At 60.3% G+C, this 24,890-nt stretch carries 23 protein-coding genes and 1 pseudogene; 10 read left to right on the top strand and 14 right to left on the bottom strand.

Translation table 11 applies throughout. From position 1 onward, the window contains the following. Positions 1 to 212: 212 nt before the first annotated feature. From HQ912_RS17540 to HQ912_RS17530, 3 genes are all read right to left on the bottom strand, one after another. Complete coding sequence (locus HQ912_RS17540; protein WP_107322772.1) at positions 213 to 1,166, bottom strand: alpha/beta fold hydrolase; 954 nt, start codon at positions 1,164 to 1,166, stop codon at positions 213 to 215. Positions 1,167 to 1,334: 168 nt separating this feature from the next. After that, the gene (locus HQ912_RS17535; RefSeq protein ID WP_173407095.1) at positions 1,335 to 2,246 is read right to left on the bottom strand and encodes a LysR family transcriptional regulator; all 912 of its coding nucleotides are present in this window, start codon (positions 2,244 to 2,246) and stop codon (positions 1,335 to 1,337) included. Positions 2,247 to 2,972: 726 nt separating this feature from the next. Further along, positions 2,973 to 3,950: an MBL fold metallo-hydrolase gene (locus HQ912_RS17530; RefSeq protein WP_173407094.1), complete on the bottom strand. Its 978-nt coding sequence runs from the start codon at positions 3,948 to 3,950 to the stop codon at positions 2,973 to 2,975. 255 nt (positions 3,951 to 4,205) lie between these two features. Between HQ912_RS17530 and HQ912_RS17525 the strand changes: the two genes are divergently transcribed. Continuing rightward, complete coding sequence (locus HQ912_RS17525) at positions 4,206 to 4,955, top strand: substrate-binding periplasmic protein (protein ID WP_076385378.1); 750 nt, start codon at positions 4,206 to 4,208, stop codon at positions 4,953 to 4,955. Here HQ912_RS17525 and HQ912_RS17520 read toward each other — a convergent pair. Next, positions 4,954 to 5,297: pseudogene (locus HQ912_RS17520) on the bottom strand (phytanoyl-CoA dioxygenase); the annotation flags it as partial. The gene HQ912_RS17525 and the pseudogene HQ912_RS17520 sit on opposite strands and share 2 nt — an antisense overlap. A 146-nt stretch (positions 5,298 to 5,443) precedes the next feature. Here HQ912_RS17520 and HQ912_RS17515 point away from each other — a divergent pair. Both HQ912_RS17515 and HQ912_RS17510 read left to right on the top strand, forming a co-directional pair. Then, complete coding sequence (locus tag HQ912_RS17515) at positions 5,444 to 7,297, top strand: ABC transporter ATP-binding protein (RefSeq protein ID WP_107322768.1); 1,854 nt, start codon at positions 5,444 to 5,446, stop codon at positions 7,295 to 7,297. Positions 7,298 to 7,383: 86 nt separating this feature from the next. After that, the gene (locus HQ912_RS17510) at positions 7,384 to 8,271 is read left to right on the top strand and encodes a serine hydrolase domain-containing protein (protein WP_139050618.1); all 888 of its coding nucleotides are present in this window, start codon (positions 7,384 to 7,386) and stop codon (positions 8,269 to 8,271) included. A 242-nt stretch (positions 8,272 to 8,513) separates the two neighbouring features. On the opposite strand, the gene HQ912_RS17505 is transcribed toward HQ912_RS17510, so the two are convergent. Both HQ912_RS17505 and HQ912_RS17500 read right to left on the bottom strand, forming a co-directional pair. Next, complete coding sequence (locus tag HQ912_RS17505) at positions 8,514 to 9,512, bottom strand: NADP-dependent oxidoreductase (RefSeq protein ID WP_173407093.1); 999 nt, start codon at positions 9,510 to 9,512, stop codon at positions 8,514 to 8,516. A gap of 59 nt (positions 9,513 to 9,571) precedes the next feature. Continuing rightward, entirely contained in the window at positions 9,572 to 10,360 is a 789-nt protein-coding gene (locus HQ912_RS17500; protein ID WP_173407092.1) for an SDR family oxidoreductase, read from the bottom strand. 263 nt (positions 10,361 to 10,623) lie between these two features. On the opposite strand from HQ912_RS17500, the gene HQ912_RS17495 reads away from it, so the two are divergent. Further along, the gene (locus tag HQ912_RS17495; RefSeq protein WP_173407091.1) at positions 10,624 to 11,187 is read left to right on the top strand and encodes a TetR/AcrR family transcriptional regulator; all 564 of its coding nucleotides are present in this window, start codon (positions 10,624 to 10,626) and stop codon (positions 11,185 to 11,187) included. On the opposite strand, the gene HQ912_RS17490 is transcribed toward HQ912_RS17495, so the two are convergent. Next, positions 11,170 to 11,859, bottom strand: coding sequence for a phytanoyl-CoA dioxygenase family protein (locus HQ912_RS17490; protein WP_173407090.1), 690 nt, complete (start codon positions 11,857 to 11,859; stop codon positions 11,170 to 11,172). The genes HQ912_RS17495 and HQ912_RS17490 overlap by 18 nt on opposite strands. Positions 11,860 to 12,011: 152 nt before the next feature. Between HQ912_RS17490 and HQ912_RS17485 the strand changes: the two genes are divergently transcribed. The 5 genes from HQ912_RS17485 (at position 12,012) to HQ912_RS17465 (ending at position 17,228) form a co-directional block, all read left to right on the top strand. Beyond that, the gene (locus tag HQ912_RS17485; RefSeq protein ID WP_173407089.1) at positions 12,012 to 12,635 is read left to right on the top strand and encodes a hypothetical protein; all 624 of its coding nucleotides are present in this window, start codon (positions 12,012 to 12,014) and stop codon (positions 12,633 to 12,635) included. Positions 12,636 to 12,852: 217 nt separating this feature from the next. Further along, on the top strand, positions 12,853 to 13,704 hold the full coding sequence (locus HQ912_RS17480; protein ID WP_028941359.1) for an AraC family transcriptional regulator: 852 nt from the start codon (positions 12,853 to 12,855) through the stop codon (positions 13,702 to 13,704). A gap of 334 nt (positions 13,705 to 14,038) precedes the next feature. After that, a complete protein-coding gene (locus HQ912_RS17475; protein ID WP_173407088.1) occupies positions 14,039 to 16,324 on the top strand; it encodes a TonB-dependent siderophore receptor in 2,286 nt (761 codons plus the stop codon). 69 nt (positions 16,325 to 16,393) lie between these two features. Continuing rightward, positions 16,394 to 16,840 carry a hypothetical protein gene (locus tag HQ912_RS17470; RefSeq protein WP_139050612.1) on the top strand — a complete coding sequence of 149 codons (447 nt, stop codon included), beginning with the start codon at positions 16,394 to 16,396 and terminating at the stop codon, positions 16,838 to 16,840. Continuing rightward, positions 16,827 to 17,228, top strand: a complete 402-nt coding sequence (locus HQ912_RS17465; protein WP_076385360.1) for a hypothetical protein — start codon at positions 16,827 to 16,829, stop codon at positions 17,226 to 17,228. Before HQ912_RS17470 ends, HQ912_RS17465 begins: the two co-directional genes overlap by 14 nt. A 301-nt stretch (positions 17,229 to 17,529) precedes the next feature. Here HQ912_RS17465 and HQ912_RS17460 read toward each other — a convergent pair whose 3' ends face one another. Next, entirely contained in the window at positions 17,530 to 17,754 is a 225-nt protein-coding gene (locus HQ912_RS17460) for a hypothetical protein (protein WP_076385358.1), read from the bottom strand. A gap of 14 nt (positions 17,755 to 17,768) precedes the next feature. Further along, a complete protein-coding gene (locus HQ912_RS17455) occupies positions 17,769 to 18,635 on the bottom strand; it encodes a LysR substrate-binding domain-containing protein (RefSeq protein WP_173407087.1) in 867 nt (288 codons plus the stop codon). A gap of 111 nt (positions 18,636 to 18,746) precedes the next feature. On the opposite strand from HQ912_RS17455, the gene HQ912_RS17450 reads away from it, so the two are divergent. After that, positions 18,747 to 19,664 (top strand): DMT family transporter, encoded by a 918-nt coding sequence (locus HQ912_RS17450; RefSeq protein ID WP_173407086.1) that lies wholly within the window; start codon positions 18,747 to 18,749, stop codon positions 19,662 to 19,664. 566 nt (positions 19,665 to 20,230) lie between these two features. Here the strand turns inward: HQ912_RS17450 and HQ912_RS17445 are convergent. The 5 genes from HQ912_RS17445 to HQ912_RS17425 are packed head-to-tail and all read right to left on the bottom strand — an operon-like array spanning position 20,231 to position 24,869. Continuing rightward, a complete protein-coding gene (locus HQ912_RS17445; protein WP_047227664.1) occupies positions 20,231 to 21,304 on the bottom strand; it encodes a chemotaxis response regulator protein-glutamate methylesterase in 1,074 nt (357 codons plus the stop codon). Positions 21,305 to 21,306: 2 nt separating this feature from the next. Beyond that, positions 21,307 to 21,804: a chemoreceptor glutamine deamidase CheD gene (cheD, locus tag HQ912_RS17440; protein ID WP_047227663.1), complete on the bottom strand. Its 498-nt coding sequence runs from the start codon at positions 21,802 to 21,804 to the stop codon at positions 21,307 to 21,309. Beyond that, positions 21,801 to 22,637, bottom strand: a complete 837-nt coding sequence (locus HQ912_RS17435) for a CheR family methyltransferase (protein WP_173407085.1) — start codon at positions 22,635 to 22,637, stop codon at positions 21,801 to 21,803. Before HQ912_RS17435 ends, cheD begins: the two co-directional genes overlap by 4 nt. Continuing rightward, on the bottom strand, positions 22,634 to 23,170 hold the full coding sequence (locus HQ912_RS17430) for a chemotaxis protein CheW (RefSeq protein ID WP_047227661.1): 537 nt from the start codon (positions 23,168 to 23,170) through the stop codon (positions 22,634 to 22,636). Before HQ912_RS17430 ends, HQ912_RS17435 begins: the two co-directional genes overlap by 4 nt. A gap of 40 nt (positions 23,171 to 23,210) precedes the next feature. Next, a complete protein-coding gene (locus HQ912_RS17425; RefSeq protein ID WP_047227660.1) occupies positions 23,211 to 24,869 on the bottom strand; it encodes a methyl-accepting chemotaxis protein in 1,659 nt (552 codons plus the stop codon). Positions 24,870 to 24,890: the final 21 nt, after the last annotated feature.

Below are 24,890 nucleotides of genomic sequence, written 5' to 3'. Positions count from 1 at the left end.
CCACAAGCCGTTTGACGTGAGAGGCGTAGAACGCAAAAGCCCTTCCTGAGAAGGGCTCTGCAAGGTGGGCGCAGAATCTGGGCGCCCCTGGACAAAGGTGGGAGCGAGCCTGCTCGCGATGGCGCTAGGTCGCCTGGCCGGGGTCGTGAATGTTCCGACGCTATCGCGAGCAGGCTCGCTCCCACACAGGTCATGCAGTGCATGTCATTGTTTTATTCCTGAAGAAACGTCAGCAGATCCTGGTTCAGCCGGTCCTTGTGTGTATCGGTCAGGCCATGGGGCGCGCCGGGGTAGACGATCAGACGTGCACCCTTGATCAGCGCCGCCGAGGCCCGACCGGAAGCATCAATGGGAACAATCTGATCATCGTCTCCATGAACGACCAGCGTCGGCACATCGAACTTCTTCAGGTCGTCGCGAAAATCGGTCGCCGAGAACGCCGCGATCGATTCATAGGTGTTCTTGCTGCCCGCCTGCATGCCCTGCACCCAGAACGACTGGATCAGCCCTTGGGATGGCTTGGCACCCTCGCGGTTGAAACCGAAGAAAGGACCGGAAGCGATGTCCAGGTAAAGCTGTGAGCGGTTCTCCAGGGACGCCTTGCGCAGCCCGTCGAACACCTCGATGGGCAGACCGCCGGGGTTGGTTTGGGTCTTGAGCATCAGCGGTGGGACGGCGGAAACCAGCACGGCCTTCTTCACTCGGCCCGTACCATGGCGACCGATATAGCGAGCCACTTCGCCGCCACCGGTCGAGAAACCCACCAGGGTGACATCCTTCAAGTCCAACGCTTCAATCACCGCCGCCAGATCGTCGGCGTAGTGATCCATATCGTTGCCTTCCCACGGCTGGCTGGAGCGGCCATGACCGCGACGGTCGTGGGCAACGACGCGATAACCCTTCGAGGCGAGGAACATCATCTGCGCTTCCCAGCTGTCGGCGTTCAGCGGCCAGCCGTGACTGAAGGTGACTACCTGGCCATCCCGTGGACCCCAATCCTTGTAGTACAGCTGCACGCCATCCCGGGTGGTGATGTAGCTGGCGGACTGAATCACGCTGCCGACGGCGGACATGCTCGCAGCGGTCTGGGCGGGGGAGGCAGCTTCGGCGCTGAGGGTTGCCAGTGCCAGTGTCGCGATGGCCATGGTGCGGTTGAGTGTGTTCATCGTCTCTCTCCATAGGGGTCGGTTTGACCTGTCGCGACCGCCGTCGATCGCGTTGGTGGGCAGATTAGAGAGAGAGGCTGCTACCGAGAACCGCTGCGCTATCGATAGCTGCTATACGCATAACCGATGGTTGCGGCGCGCTTGGATGGACCCCCTACGCTGGAGCACTCAAGCGGGCTCCAGTTCCGCGCTGAGATAGACCTGGCGGCGCAGCCATTGATGGCCGGCATCCTTGTTATTGCGCGGGTGCCAGGCCAGCACCAGGCGCAGCGCAGACAGCTCGAGGGGTGGTTCGAACAGGTCCAACCGGTCGCGGTACTGGCAGAGGAAGCGCGAGGGCAGTGTGCACAGGGTATCAGTGGACGCAACGAGCAGCGGCGCCAGTGCATAATTCTGAATGGAGAAGGCGACGTTGCGAACCTGGTTGATCTCCACCAGTGCCTCGTCGACCACCCCGGCAAAACGCCCGCCTTCCGAGGACACGAGCACATGATCAAGGGCGCAAAACGTCTCGAGATCAAGTGGTCCCGTGCCGCGAGGATGGCCCTTGCGCTGGGCGGTCAGGAAGCCATCCTCCCAAAGAGGTCGCTGCATGAGGTCGTCGCGAAGCGCGCCTGGCACGGTGATCAGAAGATCGATCTGGCCTTGCTCAAGACGCTCGAACACGTCGCGTGGGGGATGGATGTACGCCAGCTTTGCATGCTTTGCCTCATGCTTCAGACGGGCGCAGAGATCCGGCGCCAGAACGGCCGCCGGCGTTTCGAACAAGGCGATGACGAAGGTGCGGGTCGTGGTGGCCGGATCGAAACGTTCCGGTTGACTGACCAGGCGTTTGAGCCCTTCGAGCACTTGCAGCAACTCTTGCTCCAGTGCCTGCGCCCGGGGTGTGGGGACCACGCCACGACCGTTCGCCGCCGGGACGAACAACGGATCCGCCAGGATATCCCGCAGACGCGCCAGCCGTGCCGACAGAGCCGGTTGGCTGATGCCCAACTGGGCAGCGGCACGTGTGACATTGCGCTCTTGCAGCAGCGCCTTGAGTGCCAGCAGCAACGCTCCGTCGAAATCTGTGTAGTTCATCTTCATCTCCCGATCAGCGCCATCAGACAGGCTGCTGTGCGGGCATGAAATCAAACAAGGTGCCGGTTTGTATAGCGTTGCGCAGGTGGGAGCTGGCCTGCTCGCGAAATCGGTGTATCAGTCAGCAAAGATGTTGAATGTGCCGCCGCCATCGCGAGCAGGCTCGCTCCCACCCTTGATCGGCGCCAGCCGCAGAATCTTCATTCACCGCAAATCCCCTGTGGGAGCGAGCTTGCTCGCGAAAGCGGTGTGTCAGTCAGCAAAGATGTTGAATGTGCCGCCGCCATCGCGAGCAGGCTCGCTCCCACCCTTGATCGGCGCCAGCCGCAGAATCTTCATTCACCGCAGATCCCCTGTGGGAGCGAGCTTGCTCGCGAAAGCGGAGTGTCAGTCAGCGCCGATGGGGAATGTGCCGCCGCCATCGCGAGCAGGCTCGCTCCCACCCTTGATCACCGCCAGCCGCAGAATCTTCATTCACCGCAGATCCCCTGTGGGAGCGAGCCTGCTCGCGAAAGCGGAGTGTCAGTCAGCAAAGATGTTGCATGTGCCGCCGCCATCGCGAGCAGGCTCGCTCCCACCCTTGATCGCCGCCAGCCGCAGAATCTTCATTCACCGCAGATCCCCTGTGGGAGCGAGCCTGCTCGCGAAATCGGTGTATCAGTCAGCAAAGATGTTGAATATGCCACCGCCATCGCGAGCAGGCTCGCTCCCACAAGATCAAGCGTTTCAGTCGCGATTGCGATACTGGGCCGGCACCCACTCATACTTTCCGGCTTCGCGTCGAATATGGCCGATACCGGGGAAGGGCAAATGCGCGACCGCAGACAGGCGCATTTCATCGGCTGAGGTTTCGAACTGACGCAGCCGCTGGGCTCGTGCGTTGTCCTGATTGACGTCAAAACTGATGGTCACCTCGGGCCGGGCGAACTGGATCAGGCCGACGTGCAGGATATCCCCCCAGAAATCGAGGCTTTGACCCTGACTCTCGACCCTGTAGAAGCTATGGCCCGGCGTGTGGCCCGGTGTCGGGATGGCGGTGATGCCGGGGAGGAGGGTGGTCTTTGCGGTGAACGTCTTGACCTTGCCCGCCTCAAGGTAGGGGCCAATCGTCTTGCGCGCTTCTTCCAGGTGCTTGGGTTCGAGTCCGCTGCTCAGGTTGGCCGGATCCAGGAAGAAATCCACATCGGCCTGACCCACGTGAATGGTCGCGTTGGGGAATAGCATCTGCCCATCCCGCGTCAGCCCGCCGGAATGATCGGTGTGAATGTGGGTGATCAGAATGTCGCTGATCTGCTCCGGCCGATAGCCAGCGGCGGCCAGGCTCTGGGGCAGTTTGCCGGCTACATTGCCGAACAGTTCGCCGGCGCCTGTATCCACCAGTACCAGATGAGAACCGGTGTCGATCACGTAGGCGTTGATCGAGGTTTCCACCGGGTTACGGACGAAGCCTTTCTGCAACAGCGCGTCTATTTGCCCGGTGCTGATGCCCCGCAGCAGCGGGTGAAGATTAAGCGGTAGCGTACCGTCGCTCAGTGCGCTGACCTGTACCTCACCCACTTGGAATCGATAGACGCCCGGCAGCTGGGGTTTGTGTGATCGCGAGGCTTCTATTGGCGTTGCGGTGGAAGTCAGGGGGTAGATCGCTGCCGTGAGAAAAAGGGCAGCTAGCAATGTTGTGCGATGGAGAATGGATTGGGTGTGCATGGCAGGAATCCTGGGCAGCGCGAACCTCATTGATCGCTGGAGCAAAGATAAGTCGACGGCGGTGCGGGGGGAACGCCTGCCTCGGTTATACGACGCATCGTTGTGGCTAATGGCTGGGCGCAGTGACGCGCTTGGGTGAGCCCGTGGCGAGGGGATTTATCTCCGCTGAAGGGGGCGCACCAACTGTTTGGTGCGTGTTTAAGGCTATGCTTATCAGGTCCCCCATAAACACCAGGCTGCCCATCAGGAGAACCCGTGAAACAATCGACACCTGTCGCAGCGCTGCTCTGTCTGCTGCTCGGTACTGGCGTTGCCAGGGCCGAGCCGTATCAGGTGGTCACCGAAGAATGGGCCCCGTACAACTATCAGGAGAACAACCAGCTCACCGGCATGACCACTGAAATCGTGCGAGCCATCATGGCACTGACCGGGGATGACTTCGAGGTGCTGCTGCAGCCCAGCATGCGCGCCACCCAGGTACTGAGGACCCGAAGCAAGACCATCATGTTCTCGCTGTTTCGCACGGCGGAGCGCGAGCCGTTGTACAAGTGGGTCGGGCCGATCGTGGAAGAGTCCATTCATGCCTATCAGTTGGCCAGTACGCCGCCGGTGAACTCCCTGGAACAACTGCTGCACGCCCCGCAGATCACCACGCGACATGCCGGCCTGGTGCCGCAGATGCTGCAGTCGCTGGGCTTCAACAACCTGGACAAAAGTGCAACCGAGAGCAAGCTGCTCTACCGCATGCTGCTCGCCGGGCGCACCAAGATCATCGTAGGTGATACCGACGCCGGGGTGGCTTACTACAGCCGCCAGTTGAATATCGCACCGGGCACACTGCGCAAAATCCCCATCGAACTCTATCGGTCATCGCTGTACATCGCCTTCAGCCTTGACTCTGACGATGAGGTGGTGGCCGCGTGGAGCAAGGCTTTGGAGCAGTTGCGGCGCTCTGGCGAGGTGGAGCGGATTCAGCGGCGGTATGAGCGGCCCGTCGGGCAATAAGGGCGATGGCGATGTCGCCTGGCCGTTGGGCCGACAAGTTGTGGTGCAGTTGTTGGTGACCACCGATCAGAGGCTCGCGGCCCTCCACCTGCGAGAGAAAGAACCGCTCCCCGATCAGCTCCCCCACCACTGCCAGCACCAGTGGTAGGCGACATACCGCCTGAACCTTCGCATCGTCGTCCAGCATCGAGTAACGCCAGTCCAAGCCACGCGGCACTGGCCACTGGTCCGACGGTTTCACCCCGGCATCGAACACGGCACGCAGGCCATCCAGCCACTCGGCCGGGATCGCTTGGCGGACAGGGCATAGCCGTCCTGATGCAGTTGTTTGCGGTCGATCATGGCGTTCTCGGTTTCCTTGTGAGGCATGAAACGTCTGCTCCCGTGCACCCTCGTTGTGCCGGGTGAACAACCTTTCCTCCACCCAAACCCCTCAAAGCAACCTTTAAATGCCAGAATCTCTTTACCAGATGGTTTTGGAGATCACCATGCTTCACGCATTTGAACAACGGCTCGACCCTTTTCCGCCCGACGAGGCACCTCCGCCACCTGAAGGTCTGGCGCGGTTCCTGTGGGCCTGCACGCGGGGCGCTCGCGGTTACATTCTCGCGCTCGCGCTGCTCAGTGCCGCTGTGTCGATTTACGAAGCCTGGCTGTTTTCTTTTCTCGGACAGGTCGTGGACATGCTGTCGATCTGGCAGGCAGGCGGCGATGCGGCCCGACAGGAAAGTCGCGTGCTGTGGGGCATCGGCGTGGTGCTGGTGACCAGCATTGGGCTGGTAGCGATGCGCACGATGGTGCAGCACCAGATATTGGCGATCAACCTGCCGTTGCGGTTGCGCTGGGATTTTCACCGGCTGATGCTGCGGCAAAGCCTTTCGTTCTTCTCCGATGAGTTCTCCGGCCGGGTCACCACCAAGGTGATGCAGACGGCGTTGTCGGTGCGCGAGGTGTTATTCACCATTATCGAGATCGCTCCGGGGATCGGGGTGTACTTCATTGCGATCATCGCGTTGGCCGGCGGCTTTGATCTGAAGCTGATGCTGCCGTTCATTGTCTGGGTGGCGTTGTTCGGTCTTGCCATGCGCTACTTCGTACCCCGCCTTGAGAAAGTAGGGCAGGAGCAGGCCCATGCGCGGTCATCAATGACCGGGCGTATCTCAGACGCCTACACCAACATCACCACGGTAAAGCTGTTCTCCCATTCCAAACGTGAAGCCCACTTCGCGCGCGCTGCCATGGAGGATTTCAAGCAGACCGGCTTTCGCCAGATGCGCCTGGTCAGCCAGTTCGAGATCGTCAATCAGGCATTGGTGGTCGGGTTGATCATGGGGGCAGGCGGTTATGCCCTATGGCTATGGCACCAAGGTCAAGTGGGCGCGGGTGCGGTGGCGGCGATTATTGCCATGGCGTTGCGCATCAATGGCATGTCGCACTGGATCATGTGGCAAATGACCTCGCTGTTCGAGAGCATCGGCACCGTGCAGGATGGCATGGCGACCCTGGCCTGCGGCCCCAAGGTGCAGGATGCCCCGGACGCCAGGGAGCTGGTCACCACGGGCGGCGCGGTGACTTTCGACAATGTGAGCTTCAATTACAACGGCGAACGCCAGGTGCTCGATGGCCTGAGCCTGAGCATTCGCCCGGGCGAAAAGATCGGGCTGGTGGGCCGCTCCGGTGCCGGTAAATCCACGCTGATCAACCTGCTGCTGCGCTTTTACGACGTGGACAAGGGTGAGATTCGCATCGACGGGCAGAACATCGCGCACGTCACCCAGGACAGTCTGCGCAGTGCCATCGGTATGGTGACTCAGGACACTTCGCTGCTGCACCGCTCCATTCGCGACAACATCGCCTATGGACGCCCCGATGCCACCGACGAGCAAATCCGCAGCGCCGCGGCCAGTGCCCAAGCCGATGGGTTCATCAGCCAACTGAGCGACAAGCAAGGCCACAGCGGCTACGACACCCTGGTGGGCGAGCGGGGTATCAAGCTTTCGGGCGGCCAGCGTCAACGCGTCGCCATTGCCCGGGTAATGCTCAAAAATGCCCCGATCCTGCTGCTTGACGAGGCCACCAGCGCCCTGGATTCAGAGGTCGAAGTCGCCATCCAGGAAAGCCTCGATGAAATGATGCAGGGCAAGACCGTGATCGCCATCGCCCATCGATTGTCCACGATTGCGGCGATGGACAGGCTGATCGTCATGGATGATGGACGCATCATCGAACAAGGCACCCACACCGAATTGCTCGGGAAAAACGGCACCTATGCGCGGTTGTGGCATCACCAGAGTGGCGGATTTCTGGGGGAGGATCAGGGCGTGGCTGAGGCGGTGGAGTAGGCATTAGGGGAACAGTCCGGAGCGATCACTTTCCGGGCTGGCCACTGAAATATCTTGTCGATCCGCCCAACATTCCAGGGAAGCCAATGCTCAGTTCGCTCATATCAAATGGTCAACCACGAACGCCTGCCCCATCAGAGCTGATGGTCCCCTGGTGGAGTTTTACGAAAACTGTCCTGGCTGCGACGGCTCTATCGTTGGTGCGTGATGGGCTGATTGGATTGGACGACCCCCTTGCTGATCAGCCTTTCACGCTACGCCAGCTGCTACGGCATGAGGCAGGACTCGCCGATTATGGCGAACTTGCGGAGTATCACGCCGCCATTACGAACAGTGAGTCAGCCTGGGCGGCCGATGAAATGATGCAACGACTTGACGGCACTCGACTTCGATACACCCCCGGCACCACTTGGCGCTACTCGAATGTGGGCTACCTGCTCATCGGCCGGCTTATTGAACGGCTGACAGATCTGACGCTCGATGAAGCAGTGAGTCAACGCGCGCTAACGCCTCTGGGCCTGTCGAACGTTCGCTTCGCTAAAACGCGAGCAGACCTACAAGCGACCCCTCTTGGCATCGCTTCAAATTATGACCCCGCCTGGGTCTATCATGGCTTGCTGATCGGCCCGATTTCGCAAGCGGCGCTATTGCTGGACCGACTCCTCTCTGCCGTTCTTTTCTCCAAGGACTTGCTTCAGGAAATGCAGGCAGCACGAGCATTGGGCGGCCCGATTCCCGGCCGCCCATGGATCACGCCTGGCTATGGCCTGGGTGTGATGCAGGGTTCGATTGACGGAGGATTTTCCCTCTGTGGACACACAGGCTGCGGGCCTGGCAGTGTCATTGCCGTTTACCGAATCTGCGACGGCGATGCATCGGTTTGTTGCGCCGCTTTTGAGAGGGGGGCTGGTGAAGGTGCGGTCGAAACCTTTGTGGTTGGACAGATGCTGCAAGTCCTGCGGCAGGGGGGCTGAAGACGGCTAAATGTTCTTGGCTTCGGTCTCGTGATTGGCCTAACGCCTGCCTGCGGCGTCAAGCCGTTACTGCTCAAGCATCAAACCACGCCAAAAGATGATCGGCTTTTCTACCCGTGCGGGTTCCGGTGGCAACTGCTCGTCTATGGGCTTGTCGTGCGCTGGCGGCTCCTCTGGTTCAGGCGCCGCAGTCGGGTACTTGGCGGTATGCACATCATCTACTGACATCTTTTGTCGCGCGCTTATTTGATTGTTATGGTGACTTTGCCTTTTGATCTGCCCTGCTCGACGTAGCGCAACGCCTCTGCGGTCGATGCAAAAGGGAAGGAGCGATCGATGACCGGTTTGATGACCCCAGCCTCGATAAGCGAGGTGATTTTCTGCAGTTGTATCCCGTTGGCTCGCATGAACAAAAACGCATAGCTCACCCCATGTCTGCGGGCTTTTCTGCGAATACCGCTGCTCAGCAGGCGCATGACTTGCCCCAGCACCCAGGACAGGCCTTGCTCTTGAGCAAATTGCGCGGTCGGCGGCCCTGAAAGGGAAATGAGCTGTCCGCCAGGTTTGAGCACCTTGATCGATTTCTCCAGTACATCGGCGCCGAGGCTGTTCAACACCACGTCGAAATCGCGCAACTCCTTTGCAAAATCCTGCTGTTTGTAATCGATGACCACATCCGCCCCGAGTGCTTTCACCCATTGAACATTCGCCGTACTGGTGGTGGTCGCAACGAAGGCGCCAAGGTGTTTGGCGAGCTGGATAGCAAACGTGCCGACTCCGCCTGATCCAGCATGAATCAACACCTTCTGGCCTTTTTTCAGCTGGGCGGTCTCAACCAGCACCTGCCAGGCCGTCAAAGCCGCCAAGGGGATGGCAGCCGCTTCGGCCATGTCGAGATTCGAGGGTTTCAGCGCGAGCGCGTTTTCGTCCACGGCGATCAGTTCAGCAAACGTCCCGATCCGGGCCTCTGGAGGACGTGCATAGACTTCGTCGCCTGGCTTGAATCGCTTCACCGCCGAACCCGTGCTAACAACCACTCCGGCCAGGTCATTGCCCAATACCAATGGAAACGTATAGGGCAGGATCAGTTTGAATTCCCCCGTTCTGATCTTCGAGTCCAACGGGTTCACGCTGGTTGCATGCACCTGAACCAGAACGTCATGCACACCGACCACAGGGTCGGGCACTTCGCCAATCATTCCGTTCTGCTTGCCGTAGCGGTCGATAAAAAATGCCTTCATGTTGCAGCTGCTCTTGTCGGGGGAATGAGAGTGGGGCGAGGCCGACCTGTCGACATGGGTCAGTCTTGAGTCAAATAGCGCTGCGCCACAGCGGACTGCCTGATCTGCGACAAAAGACCCTGACGCGCGGTTTGCAGGGCATCCCAGCGCTCGCCTTCATGCAGCGGAGGAATGGTCACCGGCTCGCGACGGTCGAAGCCCACCAGGGCGGCATCGACCAGATCATCCACTTCCATGATTTCGCTCAAGGTGTTGATGTCGACCCCGGCGCGATCCCAAATTTCCGTGCGGGTGGCGGCGGGCAGTACGGCTTGCACATAGACACCCTGAGGCGACAGTTCCAGGCTCAGGCCTTGGGACAGGAACAGCACGAACGCCTTGGTCGCACCGTAGACCGTCATGCCGAACTCAGGCGCCAGACCCACCACCGAGCCGATGTTGATGATCGCGCCTTCACCTGCTTTGGCCAAGCGCGGCGCGATGGCGCTGGCGAGCCGCACCAGTGCGGTGGTGTTGAGGGCTACCAGTTGTGCAACGCTGTCGGTGCTTTGCTCGATGAAGGTGCCGGACTGTGCGGCGCCGGCATTGTTGACGAGGATGCCGATGCGCGCATCATCCCGCAGGCGCGCTTCGACGCTGTGCAGGTCAGTGAGTTGAGTCAGGTCGGCCTGAAGCACTTCAACGGCGACGTTGTGCTCGCCACGCAACTTCGCGGCGAGCGTTTCCAGGCGAGAGTGATCTCGGGCGACCAACACCAGATCATGTCCGCGTTGGGCGAAACGCTCAGCGTAAACCGCGCCAATGCCGGTGGACGCGCCAGTGATGAGAACGGTAGGGCGAGTAGTCATGATGTCAGCTCTTTGTGAGAAACATGGATTGGGATTGATGCATGAGAAAAAGTCAGGCTCGATCAGCCAGTGCCTGGGCCAAGGTATAGGCGGTAAACAGATTCAGGTCGCTCATGGGAGGTTGTTCCGTGTCCGTTGGTAACTGGTCTGATCGCTGGAAATTATGATGATGATCGAAATCTAAACTGTCAACGGTTTTGATTATGATCAACATCAATGTATGATCAGTCGATGAATTTCCAGCGGTAACGAGGTATCGAAACATGCGCGTGACCAAAGCCCAGGCCCAGGCAAATCGGGAGCACATCGTCGAAACAGCCTCAGTCGTATTTCGCGAGCGCGGTTTTGACGGGGTCGGCGTGGCCGACCTGATGGCCGCCGCCGGCTTCACCCATGGCGGTTTCTACAAACATTTCGGTTCGAAGGCTGACCTGATGGCCGAAGCCTCGGCGAAGAGTCTTGAGCAGTCACTGATCGGCGTCGACGCATTGAGCGTGAAGGACTTCATTGATGTGTATGTGTCACGGGACCATCGCGACGGGCGCGCCACGGGTTGCACCATGGCAGCGTTGTGCGGTGACGCGGCACGTCAGTCGGACGATTTGAAGGCGGCATTCGCTGAAGGCATCGAGCGCATGTTGCAAACACTCGGCGAAAAATACCCGACCGGGCCGGGTGAGGCGAGGGGGAAAATGATCGACCTGCTGGCGCACGCGGTCGGCGCGATCATGCTATCGCGCGCCTGTCCTGACGACTCGGCGCTGGCCGATGAAATTCTGGCGGTGTGTCATGCGCAAATGACTGCATCTTTACCTAGGCGAGCGTAGACCGAAGCCAAAATCCAAAGGCTCGAACCGCTCACTCGTGGCCATACGAACATTACGCAGGCCCACGGTTTCCAAGTGTGAAGCGTACAACTGCTCCGAAAAATAACTGATCAAAATCGAACGACGGTGCGAACCCACCGAGTTCAGGCTGCCCGCATGCACCAAGTCCACATCGAACACCAGGATGTCACCGGCGCAACCTGAAAACTGTACGGAGCGTGATTCGTTGGTGAAATCGAATGGCGGCGCTCCCGGCTCGGGCCGATGGCTGCCAGGCACGATGCGTGTCGCACCGTTCTCAGGGCCATAGTCGTCAAAAAAAGCCAGGGCCATGGCAATGTCGCCTGGCCGTTGGGCCGACAAGTCGCGGTGCAGCGGTTGATGGCCGCCACCGGCAAGAGGCTCGCGCCCCTCCACCTGCGACAGAAAGAACCGCTCCTCGATCAACTCCCCCGCGACCGCCAGCACCTGGGGCAGACGACACACAGCCTGAACCTTCGCATCATCGTCCAACAGCGAATGACGCCAGTCCATGCCACGAGGCACGGGCCATTGGTCCGACGGCCTAACACCAGCATCGAACGCGGCACGCAGGTCTTCCAGCCATTCGGTTGGGATCGCTTGACGGAGCAGAGCGTACCCATTTCGATGGAGTTGATCGCGGTCAGTCATGGTTTTCTCGACTTCCTTGTGCGCACGTTTACAAGGCTAGTATTCAAAGCAAAGTTGGACCACCCGACACTGCAAAATCGAAAGTGACCAGAGACAAACCCGGAAGGTTTGCAGTTATCATCTGACCACCATCCAAGAAAAGGACTTCACCGATGAAGCGTCTGTTCGTCTGCACCCTCCTTGCACTGGCCGTCGTCGGCTATGCCAAAGCCAACCAGAGCACCTTCGAAGAAACCAACCAGTGCTCGGAAGATATCGATTGCCAAGGGGATTTCATTTGCAAAAACGGCCTATGCGATCTTCCTGAACCCCAACAAAGCCTCGTTGCAAAACCCACCGTCACGACTCAAATCGCGCCCCCAGCGCCGCCCGGCGTTGCCTATGAACCCTTGCCCGTCACCGCCGAGCGTGCCGGGCCTTTCACGACCCAGACCCAAGGGACGGGGACCGCGCTGAATTATCAAACGCACGCTGGGGTGGTGAATGTCATGGAGGCAATTGTCGAGGAGGCTGAGTACACCGGGTATGTGGCGATTGAAAAGGCTTATACGTTTGGGCCGAGCCGGTATGTGGTGGTTGTTTCCACGGGGGAGGGTGGGAATGCTTGCCCGGCGTCTACTTATGTTTTTAGTTTTGATGCCAAGGTCGAGCGTGTTGATGGGAAGCGGGAGGTGGCTGGGTGTTCTGAGTTGGTTGAGGTTGTGGTGGAGGGGAATAGGTTGACGGTTAAGAAGGAGGGGGATGGGATTGTTGTTTTTAATGGGGTTGTGGAGTAGATCGGGGGATGGGGTGGGCTTTCGTCTGTTTTCGGCCGAGGCTGTGTAAAAACGTTTTCGAGTGCGACAGGTACTCAAAACCGGACTGGAAATCGCGCATGTGCACGAAATCCACATCTGCTGACGTGGAGGGAAGGCCGGATGTCATTACACTAGCGGCTCGTGATACTTTCCAGCTAGGCCAAGGCCTCCTTTTCTATCCGAGTCTCTACACCTCATGTCGAGCATCGCCGTTACCGATCTGACCTCCACCATGGACGTCGACAGCGTCTCGCGGCCGGTTGTGGCTCTGAGTGCCACATTGGTCGCCAAGGACTGGGAAAATGCCACGCATCAGCACCGCAAGGCGCAGTTGATCTACTCGGTTCGCGGCATCCTCAACTGCGAAATCGAAGAAGGCGTCTGGATCGTGCCGCCGCAGTGCGCCTTGTGGATCCCCGGCGACTTGCCCCACTCGGCCTGGGGTTCCGGTGAAGTGGAGTGCTACTGCCTGTTCGTCGAGCAGGATGCCGCGCCGGATCTGCCGACCACCTGCTGCACAATTTCGGTATCGCCGCTGCTGCGCGAGTTGCTGCTCAAGGCGACCGCCGTTCCCGAGCTGTACGCCCCAGGCGGACGGGAGGAACGGTTGCTGGCGGTGTTGCTCGACGAGCTGGTGGCGGCGCCGGTGGAGGACCTGCACCTGCCCATGCCGCGTGACCCACGCTTGCGTCGCCTCGCGGAAATGATCCTGGCGACGCCGGCTGACAAGACGTCGAAGACCGCCTGGGCGACGCGCATAGGTATGAGCGAGCGCAGCATGAGCCGCCTGCTGCTGCAGGAAATTGGCATGAGCTTCGGGCGCTGGCGTCGGCAGCTGCACGTGATCCTGGCGCTGCAAAGGCTGACCAAGGGTGACAGCGTGCAAACGGTGGCGCTGGAACTGGGCTACGAAAACGCCAGCGGCTTCGTCACGATGTTTCGCAAGGCGGTGGGCAAGCCGCCGGCTCGCTACCTTTCGGATCGCACCGGCAGCGCGGTGACGGCAGCTGCGCCCGGAATCATGCTCCCCGATCCGATCGCCCTCTGATCCAATCCGCCTGTCCTGACGCAAGCCTGCGCTGCTTTATTAAAAAGCCGCGGACTTCAGCACCCCCCACACACCCTGCAACGTCGCTCGCCCATGAAGACGACCGCGCTAACGGCGACATCGCCGCATGTCACGCCGGCCGTTTGCCCCTCGTCAGTCTGCCTGGCAAGTCGACCATATTCCGTAATCAACCATGACTATTACTCAAAACGGCCAGCGGGAGGGTGTGATCATTATTGGCCGAATCGAATAACAATCTGGCCTGATTTCACCATCATGGCGCATTGCCTTTGTTGTTAAATGCGCCATCTAAATGCAAATGAGTATTGCTTAAATGAAAACTTCATCCATTACAGGGAAGTTTCGCTCGTCTCTTGCTCTGTGCGCCGATTCAGTCGTCTGCCCGCCGCTCGCCGGGCACCTCAAAAACGCGCCCTGCGGCGCGCTGGGCTCGGCGATTGCGGCAGCGCTTGTGCTCAGTGCGCCGGGCGCATTTGCCGCCGAGACGGCGCAGCCGCAGAACAAGGCAGCAGACTCAGCCCAGAAGGAAGTGGCCCTGCCGGCAATCCGCGTGACAGGCCAAATGGACAACGCGACCACCGAGGGAACCGGCTCCTACACCACCGGCGAGACGGCAGCGGCGACGGGCCTGCCGATGACGCTGAAGGAAACGCCCCAGGCGGTGACCGTGATCACGCGCCAGCGCATGGACGACCAGCAACTCAACACGGTGCAGAGCGTGCTGGAGAACACCAACGGTGTCACCGCGCGCCAGGCCGACAGCGAGCGCACCAGCTTCTATTCGCGGGGGTTGCTGATTAACAACGTGCAGTACGACGGCATCCCCACCGTGATCGGCAACGCCGTCAACGGCAGCGGCATCAGCGCCCTGGACACCGCCTTCTATGACCGTGTCGAGGTGGTGCGTGGCGGCTCGGCCCTGCTGACCGGCACCGGAAACCCTTCAGCCTCCATCAACCTGGTGCGCAAACGGCCGACACCTGAATTCGCCGCATCCGCCTCCCTCGGCGCCGGGAGCTGGGATACCCACCGCGGCATGGGCGACGTCTCCACACCGCTGACCGAGGACGGCCGCATCCGCGCGCGCCTGGTAGGCACCTATCAGGACGGCAACTCCTACCTGGACGGCTACAAGCCCGAGCGCAAGGCGTTCTACGGCATCGTCGAGGCCGACCTGACCGCCGATACCACGGTGAGCCTGGGCTATGACTACCAGGACATTACGCCGAAGGGCGCCACCTGGGGCGGCTTGCCGCTGTGGTACAGCGACGGTTCGCAGATCGATTATTCCCGCTCCAAGAGCTATGGGCAGGACTGGAGCCATTTCGACAACACCCTCAAGACCGCCTTTGCCGAAGTCGAGCACCGCTTCGACAACGGCTGGACGCTCAAGGGCGTGTTCAACCAGTACCGCACCGAAAGCGAATCCGAACTGGTCTCCCTGGGTGGCCGGCCTGACCCCGTCACGGGGCTGGGCGCCTTCCCGTTCGCAGTGGCGTCCGAGGGGCGCAGTCGCCAGAACACCTTTGACGTGATGGCCAGCGGCCCCTTCGAAATGCTCGGTCGCCAGCACGACCTGGTGGTCGGCGCGACAAGTTCACTCCGCAAGGCCAGTCAGGACGATGTAGCGCCGTTCTTCGCAGGCTTTACGCCGATCAACATCCATAGCCTGAGCCCAGGCACGCCACGGCCCAACTTTGATGTCATACCGCATATCCCGACCCGCACCGAGGTCAAGCAGAGCGGCATCTATAGTGCGGCCCGCTTCTCCCTGGCCGATCCGCTGAAGCTCATCGTCGGCGGGCGCCTGAACTATTACGAGGTCGACGACGACGCCAACGGCAGCACGCTGCACTACAAGAAAAACAACGAATTCACCCCGTACGTCGGACTGGTCTACGACATCGACAGTACCTACTCGGCTTACGTCAGCTACACGGGCATCTTCAACCCGCAAACCGACTTCCGCGACACGACCGGCAACGTGCTCACGCCGTCCAAGGGCAAGACCAAGGAAGTCGGCCTCAAGGCCGCCTATCTGGACGGGCGCCTGAATGCTGCCGTGGCGGTGTTCGAGACCAAGCTGGACAACGCCGCGCAACTGGTCCCCGGCGCGTTCACCCCAGGCGGAGCCAACGCCTATACCGGCGCCGACGGCACCAAGTCTCGCGGCATCGAGTTCGACCTGCAGGGCGAGCTGGCCACTGGCTGGAACATCTACGCCGGTATCGCCCACTTCACCGCCGAGGATGGCGACGGCGAGCGCCTGAACTCCCAGCTACCGCGCACCACGGCCCAGTTCTTCACCACCTACCGGCTGCCTGGCGCATGGAACAAGCTGACCCTGGGCACAGGCGTGAAGTGGCAGAGCCGCTTTTACCAGGCGCCGGGCGTTGGCACCAGCACGCTGGGCGGCGAACAGAGCGCCTATGCCCTGACCTCGGTGATGGGGCGTTACGCCCTGAGCGAGAACATCGACCTGGGCCTCAACGTCAACAACCTATTCGACAAGAAGTACGCCTTGCAGAAGGGTGACTTCGACACCGTGACCTATGGCGCCCCGCGCAACCTGATGGCCACGCTGGACTACCGCTACTGATTGCCCGCAGTACGCGGATCGCTGCCGGCGACTCGCGCCCCTACCGCCTTGAACATCGAGAACGTGCTCATGCCTACCCAAAACCCGGTTCACGTATTGGCGATACACAATGCGAACAAGGTCACCTTGTTCTGGTTGACGACTACTGCTGGCGCAGTGCTCTTCGTGACCTTCCAGTTGTTCTTCTACGTAAACGACTTTGTGAGAGCACAGGGCACCGCCCCGGCGATTACCTTCGAGCCCGGCATGCTTTGGGTGTTTCCTACCTTCTATGGCTCCTGGATCGTCACGGTGCTCCTCGCCCTGATCGAAACCCGCAAGGCCCAGTGGGCTGTCCTGATCCTCGGCAGCCTGCTGGTCGTGCTCAATACCCTGGGCGGAGTCACCGACGGGCTGCGCGACGGCTGGTACGTCGCCTTCTCGGCGGTATTCTTCATCACCCTGCCCGGAGTGTTCGCCATCGCCGCCAGCTGGCGTCACCTCAACCGCAAAGGAACCCGCCATGCCGATGAATAGCGCTGAATTCCCGCTGGTGTGGATGAGTTTCGCCCACGAGCCCGGGCACGATACCCAGAAGGACTTCGACGAGTTCGCAGCCAACCTGCAGCGCGGCGAACCCTTCGTGCTGCTCAGCGAAACGCCACCCGGCGATGACCATGAGCACTCACCAGAAGAAAAGAAACGCACCACGCTGTGGATGAAGAAGCACAAGGCGCAACTGCGCAGCCTGGTTCTGGCCCTGATCATGGTCGAACCCAGCGCGGCAAAGCGCCTGGGATTCAAGGCATTCGCCGGCCTGTTCGCCAAGGTCTGGGGCTACCCGCTGCTGTTCGCCGCCTCACGCGAGCAGGCCATCGAGATGGCCCACGAACTGCTGCGCAAGACTAACAGGGAGGCGCGCTGAGGGTTGGCTAGCTGAAACGACTCAGTTCGCTACAACTTCACCCTCGGAAACTTCGTCCAGTGATTTGCCGCGAGCTCGCTCTTGCGAAACGGCTTAGTAAGCCGCGGTACTTCTGGGTGATTATCAGGCATCAGTGCGGTGAGGGCGTGCGATGGGCAGCAAAGGCCATTCTCTGCCAATCATAGGTGGTCAAATCCGATGTAAATGGCAGGTAAGGTCGAATGCATGCAACGAGGGAAGTCCGTGCAGAACTCATCGGCCAGCTAAGCAGAAACGGGCGCTTTAAGCGCCCGAAACTCTGTCAATGTTCAACCTGCGCCTGAAGCCGTCGACCAATCACTTCCAGCAAATCACACCCATCACGCAACGGAATTACCAAAAGTTGCGCCAAGTCCGAAAGCACCACTGTGTCGCTGGCGATCTCGGATCGGAACGCGATGTTTTCCAGTACTTGAGTCACCACACGGATGCGGTAATCAGCGGTTGCGTGCAAGACGTCCAGCGGGGATAAATCCCCTCGCCACAGGGAGGGCGGTGCAGCTAGCCCTCGAACTCCGTTTGCAGCATCCCCAAAAACGCCTCCCTGGCAGGATGCCGACCGGCGTTTTCATGCCAATAAAAAAGGTTATCGATCCCCGCCAGCTCAGGGAATTCATACCCCGTCCAACCAGCCCCCTGGCGGTATTGCTCATAGATCCCACGGGGCACCAGCGAGACACCTGCACCTGCACTGACGCAGCCGACGATGGCGCCGTAGCTGGCGATGCTGATGATCGGCTGCGTTTGCTCATGGCGTAGCAGCCATTGCTCCAGCGCCAAGCGGTACGGACAGCCCGTGGGCCACATGAAGATCACTTTGCCTCGCAAATCTGCCGCGCTGCGCAGTGGGCCGTGAGACTCGGAGGCGATGAGCACCAGATCTTCGCGGTACATCACGGCTCGCTTGAGTCCAGGTCGCTCCATGTCCACCGCTACGATTACGCCATCGAGCCGGTGATGCTGGACATCGTCCAGCAGCTGAGCCCAGGTGCCCGTGCTCAGTTCCAGGGATACTTGCGGGTACTGCGCGTGGTATTTGGCCAGCAGCTGGGGCAGACGCCCCGTGGCGCTGGACTCGATCGCGCCAATGCGCAACGGGCCGCTCGGCGCGCTGTCAGGGGCTATTGCGCGGCGGGCTTCTTCTGTCAGGTTCAGTATTTTTGTCGCGTACCCCACAAAGACTTCGCCCGCCGGGCTGACTCGCAGTCCGCGACCTTCGCGGAAGAACAACGGCGTGCCGAGCTCCCGCTCCAAGGATTTGAGGCGTGCGGTGATGTTGGACGGCACACAGTGCAGCACTTCAGCGGCACGGGCGATGCTGCCGGTGTCGCAGACCGTCTTGAGCATGCGCAGTTGGGACAGTTCCATAGCTCACCCAAAGTGAATGGTGGGTTGAGTTTAAGTCACTTGTGCTGATGTGAGGTGGTTTCGATACTTCGAGGCAAATCGGCAGACGCTCAATGGGGCAGGGACTTCTAAATGGAAACGCGTTGTGTGTCGTTCGACGGTTCCTCCAGCAAACCCGGTGCGAGAATTATCCTCGCGACGACGTTCGTGATTTTTTGCTGGGCCTATTCTCCGATTGGCATTCGCATCGGCTTGCAGGCTTACGATCCGGGCCACTTGGCGCTGATGCGGTTTCTCATCGCTTCGGTGTTCATGGCACTGGTCGCGATGGTCAAGGGTATTTCCCGGCCGCGTCTCAGGGACCTGCCATTGCTGGCGGTGCTGGGTTTCTTCGCTGTGAGCTTGCACCACATAGCGCTCAATTACGGTCAGCGTGGTGTCAGTGCCGGGGCCGCCAGTGTGCTCGCCCAGTCCACGCCTTTGTTCAGCGCTTTACTCGCACATTTTTTCTACAAGGACAGAGTCAGTGGTTGGCAGTGGGGGTGCGTAGTGTGCGGCTTGTTTGGCGCTGCCGTGGTCGTCACGGGGGATCGTGGCTTGGGTGATATGAACGCCCATGGACTATTGATCCTGCTGGCGGCGCTGTCCTGGAGTCTGTATTTCTCTCTCCAGAAACGTCATGCCTATCGATACGATGGATTGACCATGGTTTGTTACACCGTCTGGTCGGGCACAGTCCTGCTATTTATTTTCGCGCCGGGACTGCTAATTGACGCACAACACGCTTCTGTTTCGGTGAATCTGGCGGTGCTGATATTGGGTATTTTTCCCAGCGCGCTGGCGTACCTCGCATGGGCTTACGTGCTGGCGCATAGCAATGTAAGCCGCGCCTCCATGGCGCTTTACCTGATACCGCCCACCGCGATGTTGATGGCTTCTTTGGTGCTGGCCGAGCGCCCGTCAGTGATGGTGGTGGTTGGGGCGGTTATCGTGTTGATGAGCGTGCTGGCGTTGAATCTTGAGCCGGTGAAGGGGGCAAATGCCAGCTGATTCTGTAGTGGTTGTAGGCAATGACGTCGGAGGGTTGCGAAAGGCAACTCCAGCTTGACGAACCGTTGCAATGGCGAAAACGAGAGTCGTCGGCTGACTTCACAACGGTCGTGAGGCACGGTTCTACGCGTTTCGTCTGATCCGTATTTTTCTGTTAAAGCTGCCGCTGTAATCAACCCAGTTCCCACCTCAGAATAGCCACGCGGTTTGCCTATCAAACCGCCCGTGTAGCGCAGTTTTCTGCTTCAGGAGTGCTCATGACGAAGATGGCGATTTTTTTGGGTGGTTTTTTGGCACTGACCCTTTTGATTGGCGTGCTGGCGACGATTTCGCCGGTGTAGACACAAGCCCGCAGACAAGGTGGCCCTGTAGCAAAGGAATGCTTCAGCGGAATACTGAAGCAAACCCGGTCGCTTTTTGTGGCGAGGGGATTTATCCCCGTTGTGGGAGCAAAGCTTGCTCGCGAAGCAGGCGCCTCGGTTGCTGAAAGATTGTATCGCCTGCATCGCGGGCAAGCCTTGCTCCCACAATGAGTTCTGTGTGGATCGGGGAGCAGTCCTTAGCGCCTACCGATGCAAAATTACCTGGGCAATCTCCTGCAACCCCATCACCCGCTGCGCGGCGTTGAGTTTGATGGCTTCCTTGGGCATGCCGAAGACCACGCAGCTGGCTTCGTCCTGGGCCACGGTGCTGCTGCCGGCGTCGAGCATTTCTTTCAGGCCGCGGGCGCCGTCGTCGCCCATGCCGGTCATGATGATGCCGGTGGCGTTGCGGCCGGCGAATTTGGCTACTGAGCGAAACAGCACGTCCACCGATGGGCGGTGGCGGTTGACCAGGGGGCCATCCACCACTTGTACGTGATAGAACGCGCCGCTGCGGGTCACCATCATGTGTTTGCCGCCTGGGGCGATGAGGGCCAGGCCCGGGTGGATACGGTCGTTGTTGCGGGCTTCGCGTACTTCAATCTGGCACAGGCTGTTGAGTCGGGCGGCAAACGAGGCGGTGAATTTTTCCGGCATGTGCTGGACGATGACGATGCCTGGGCACACCCGTGGCAAGGCGGTCAGCACCGCTTCCAGGGCCTGGGTGCCGCCGGTGGACGTGCCGAGGGCGACGATGCGTTCGGTGGTCTGGGCCATGGCATGGCCGTTGGCGGCTGGCAGCATGGCATCGGCAGTGAGTTTGGTGGCTGGGGTCAGCGGCGCCGGGGCAGGGCGCCGGCCCAGGTTTTTGACGTTGACCTGGGCGGCGGCGCGAATGGCCGATATCAGCTCCGGTGCCGACTCCAGCAGGAAATTCTTCAGGCCGCTGGTGGGCTTGGTGATGATTTCCACCGCGCCGGCGGCCATGGCTTGCAAAGTGGTTTCGGCGCCCCTGGGCGTCAGGGACGAGCAGATCACCACCGGCGTGGGACGCTCGCTCATGATTTTCTTCAGGAAGGTGATGCCGTCCATGCGCGGCATCTCCACATCCAGCACGATCACGTCGGGCCACTCCCGGGCCAGTTTGTCCATGGCGAAAATCGGATCGGACGCCGCACCCATCACATGGATGTCCGGCGTGTCGCTGAGGATCGCCAGCAGTACCTGGCGAACCACGGCAGAGTCATCCACCAGCAGTACATTTATCTTTTTTGACATGGTTAATGCCGGGTCCTTATCGGTTGATGCCTGACCCACACGTCGCCGCTGCACAGGTCAAAGATGATGCTTCGGTAGCCCGTGCTGCCCATGTCCTGGGCGATCAGGTCCAGGCGGTACAGCGCGGCCATTTCCAGCGCTGCGTTGACGTTCATCCGCGCCACGTCGCCGAACGGCACCTGGCGTTGCAGCTCCGGGAACATTTCGCCGCCGCCGAACAGCTTGAGTTGGTAATCCTCGGGTTCGGTGCGATGGGCCTTTGCCTGGCGGACGAACAGTTCGATGGCTTCGTCGGCGTACATGCCGTTCAGCGCCGTGGAGCAGCGCGCCCGGCTGGGCAACATGTAATGGCACATGCCGCCGATCTTGCGCTCCGGATGCCACAGGGTGACGGCCACGCAAGAGCCGAGAATGGTGCGCAGGCGAGTCGGGCTGGTGGCGAAACGAAACTCGCCGGGCGCCAGATACACCTCGGGCATTTGCTTGAGCGCGGCGCTCATGGCTTGCGATAAATCGAAGGTGCCACCAGTTTCAACGCATCGGATACGCCGTTGAGGCTTTCGGAGTGGCTCACGATGAAATACCCGCCGGACTTGAGCCGTGGGAGCAATCGGGCGACCACTTTGCTTTTGGTGGGTTGGTCGAAATAGATCATGACGTTGCGCAGGAAAATGACATCGAACTCGCCCAGCTCCGGCAAGGTGTCGTTGAGGTTGACCTGGATGAAGTTGACCCGGCTGCGCAACGCCCGGTCGATGAGGAATGTGCCTTGCTGGCTGCCGGTGCCCTTCAGGCAATATTTCACCAGCAACGGTTGGGGCAGGGTACGGGCGCGTTCCATGGGGTAATGTCCGGAACGGGCCTTGGCCAGTACCTGGCTGCTGATGTCTGAACCGATGATTTCCCAAGGTGTGGTGCCCAGTCCTTCGGCCAGGGTCATGGCCAGGCTGTAGGGCTCTTCACCCGAGGAACTGGCGGCGCTCCACAGGCGGAAGGTTTTACCCGGCGTTGCATGGGGCAGCACATGTTCGCGCAGGAAATCGAAGTGCTTGGGCTCGCGGAAAAAGTAGGTTTCGTTGGTGGTGAGCAGGTCCAGCGCCACCTGCAATTCCTCGGTGCGCTGGCCGCTCATGATCAGCTTGAAATACTCGCTATAACTGCCCAGCTCATAGTGCTTGAGGCGCTTGAACAACCGCCCGGCCACCAAGGCCTTCTTGGCCGGTGACAGGTTGATGCCCGCGGCTTGATACAGCCAGGCTTGAAACTGGCTGAACTCACGGTCATTGAGCGCCAATGAGTTCACAGTGCGTTCCTTGCAGGTGTCTGCGTTCATTGGTTTTCAGCTTCCAGCGCGGCAGGGCTGGCCTGGGCCAGCTGCGACATTTCATCGATGGACAGCACTCGGTCCACCTCCAGTACGATCACGAACTTACCGTCGACCTTGGCCATGCCGCTGATGAAATCGGCGCGGATCTTCGCCCCGAAACTCGGTGGCGGTTCGATCTGCGAAGCCGGGATCTCCAGCACCGCCGACACCGTGTCCACCAGCAGGCCGATGTCCTGGGCGGGGCCGTCCTCGGTGTTGGCCTCGATGATCACCACGCACGAACGCCGGGTGATCGCCGAGTTCTGTCGGCCGAACCGGGCCGACAGGTCCACCACCGGCACGACCGCGCCGCGCAGGTTGATCACCCCGCGTACGAAGGCCGGCATCATCGGCACCACCGTCAGGTTGCCGTACTCGATGATTTCCTTGATGCACAGGATGCCGATGGCAAACATCTCCGTGCCGAGCATAAACGTCAGGTATTGCGCTTCTTCCTCAACCGCGATGGCGGCTTGACGTGTGGTCGCGATGGCGCCCATGCCTTTTCTCCTTTTAAGCGAAGCCCGTAGGGCCGGACCGTCAGAACCGGGTGAATTCGGATTCGTCTGGCGCGCTGGCCATGTTGTAGGCAAATGCCTTGGGCATCACCGCCGCGGGCGCACGGGCTGTCTTGCGACTGGACGGGCCGGGCGTGTTGTCCACCTTCAGTGGCTGGCTGGCCGATTTGGCCGGCGCGTCCAGGGTGAAGAAGCTCATGGCCTGTTGCAGCTGTTCGGCCTGGCTGCTCATCTCTTCTGCGGTGGCGGCCAATTCTTCGCTGCTGGAAGCGTTCTGCTGGGTCACCTGGTTGAGCTGGGTCATGGCTGTGTTGATCTGCGCCACGCCGGCGGCCTGTTCTTCGGAAGCGGCGCTGATTTCCTGCACCAGGTCCGAGGTCTTGTTGATGGACGGGACCATTTCGTTGAGCAGATGCCCGGCCTTCTCGGCCATGTCGACGCTGCTGGACGACAGCTCGCCGATCTCCTGGGCCGCCACCTGGCTGCGTTCAGCCAGTTTGCGCACCTCGGCGGCGACGACCGCGAAGCCTTTTCCGTGCTCACCGGCGCGGGCCGCTTCGATTGCAGCGTTGAGCGCCAGCAGGTTGGTCTGGTAGGCGATGTCGTCGATGATGCTGATGCGTTGGGCGATTTTCTTCATCGCCACCACGGTCTGCTGCACCGATTCACCGCCGTCGGTGGCTTCCTTGGCGGCTTTGCTGGCCATGCCGTCGGTGACCTTGGCGTTCTCGGTGTTCTGGTTGATGCTGGCGCTCATCTGTTCGATGGAGGCGCTGGTTTCTTCGACGCTGGCCGCCTGCTCGCTGGTGGCCTGGCTCATGGATTGCGCGGTGGCGCTGACTTCTTCGGAGGCGCTGGCCAGGTTGTCGGCGGCGTTGCGCACTTCACCGATGATATGGGACAGCTTGCCCACCATGTTTTGCATGGCGTTGAGCACCATGCCGGTTTCGTCCTTGGAGCCGCTTTCGATTTTCGCGTTCAGGTTGCCTTCGGCCAGTTGCTCGGCAACCAAGGCCGCCTGTTTCAGGGGGCGGGAAATGATCCGCGAAATGAACAGTGCCAGGCCCAGGCCCACCAGCAGGGCGGCAACCAGCACGGCGATGATCGACAGACGCGCATTCTCATACAGTTCCGTACCATGGGCGCTGGCCACGTCGGCCCCGGCGGCATTGAGCTCAACCAGTTTCTGCAGGTCGGCGGTCACCAGGTCGAAATGACGTTTGGATTCGCCCTTGAGCAACGTCTGGGCTTCGTTGAGCAAATTTTGTCGGGACAGTGCGAACAGGTCTTTGCTAACGGCCAGGTACGCGGCCCAGTCGCTGCGGGCAGTGTCGAACAGCTGGCGATCTTCGGCACTGGACAGCAGTTTTTCATAGGTCGCCAGACGCGTTTCGAAACCCTGCTTGGCTTCGTCCGCTTCTTTTTCGATGGCCGTGCGCTCCTGCTCGGAGTCAGCGGAAATGTGGCGATTTTCCTTGAGGCGATAGTTCGCCGCGTAGAAGCGCATGCCCGAGGCGGCGCGCATCGAAGTCATCCAGTTTTCGCGGATCTCGATGGTTGTGCCGTTGACCTCGTTGAGTTGGATAATCGAGAACACCCCCATGACGGCGGTCAACGCGAGCACCACCAGAAACGAGGTGATCAGTTTGGTGGCGATTCTAAGATCGTAGAACCATTTCATTGGGAAGTACCTCTCCATGGA

The organism is Pseudomonas sp. MPDS, from assembly GCF_013283895.1.
GTDB lineage: Bacteria > Pseudomonadota > Gammaproteobacteria > Pseudomonadales > Pseudomonadaceae > Aquipseudomonas > Aquipseudomonas rhizophila.
This window is presented reverse-complemented; position numbering and strand designations above follow the sequence as displayed.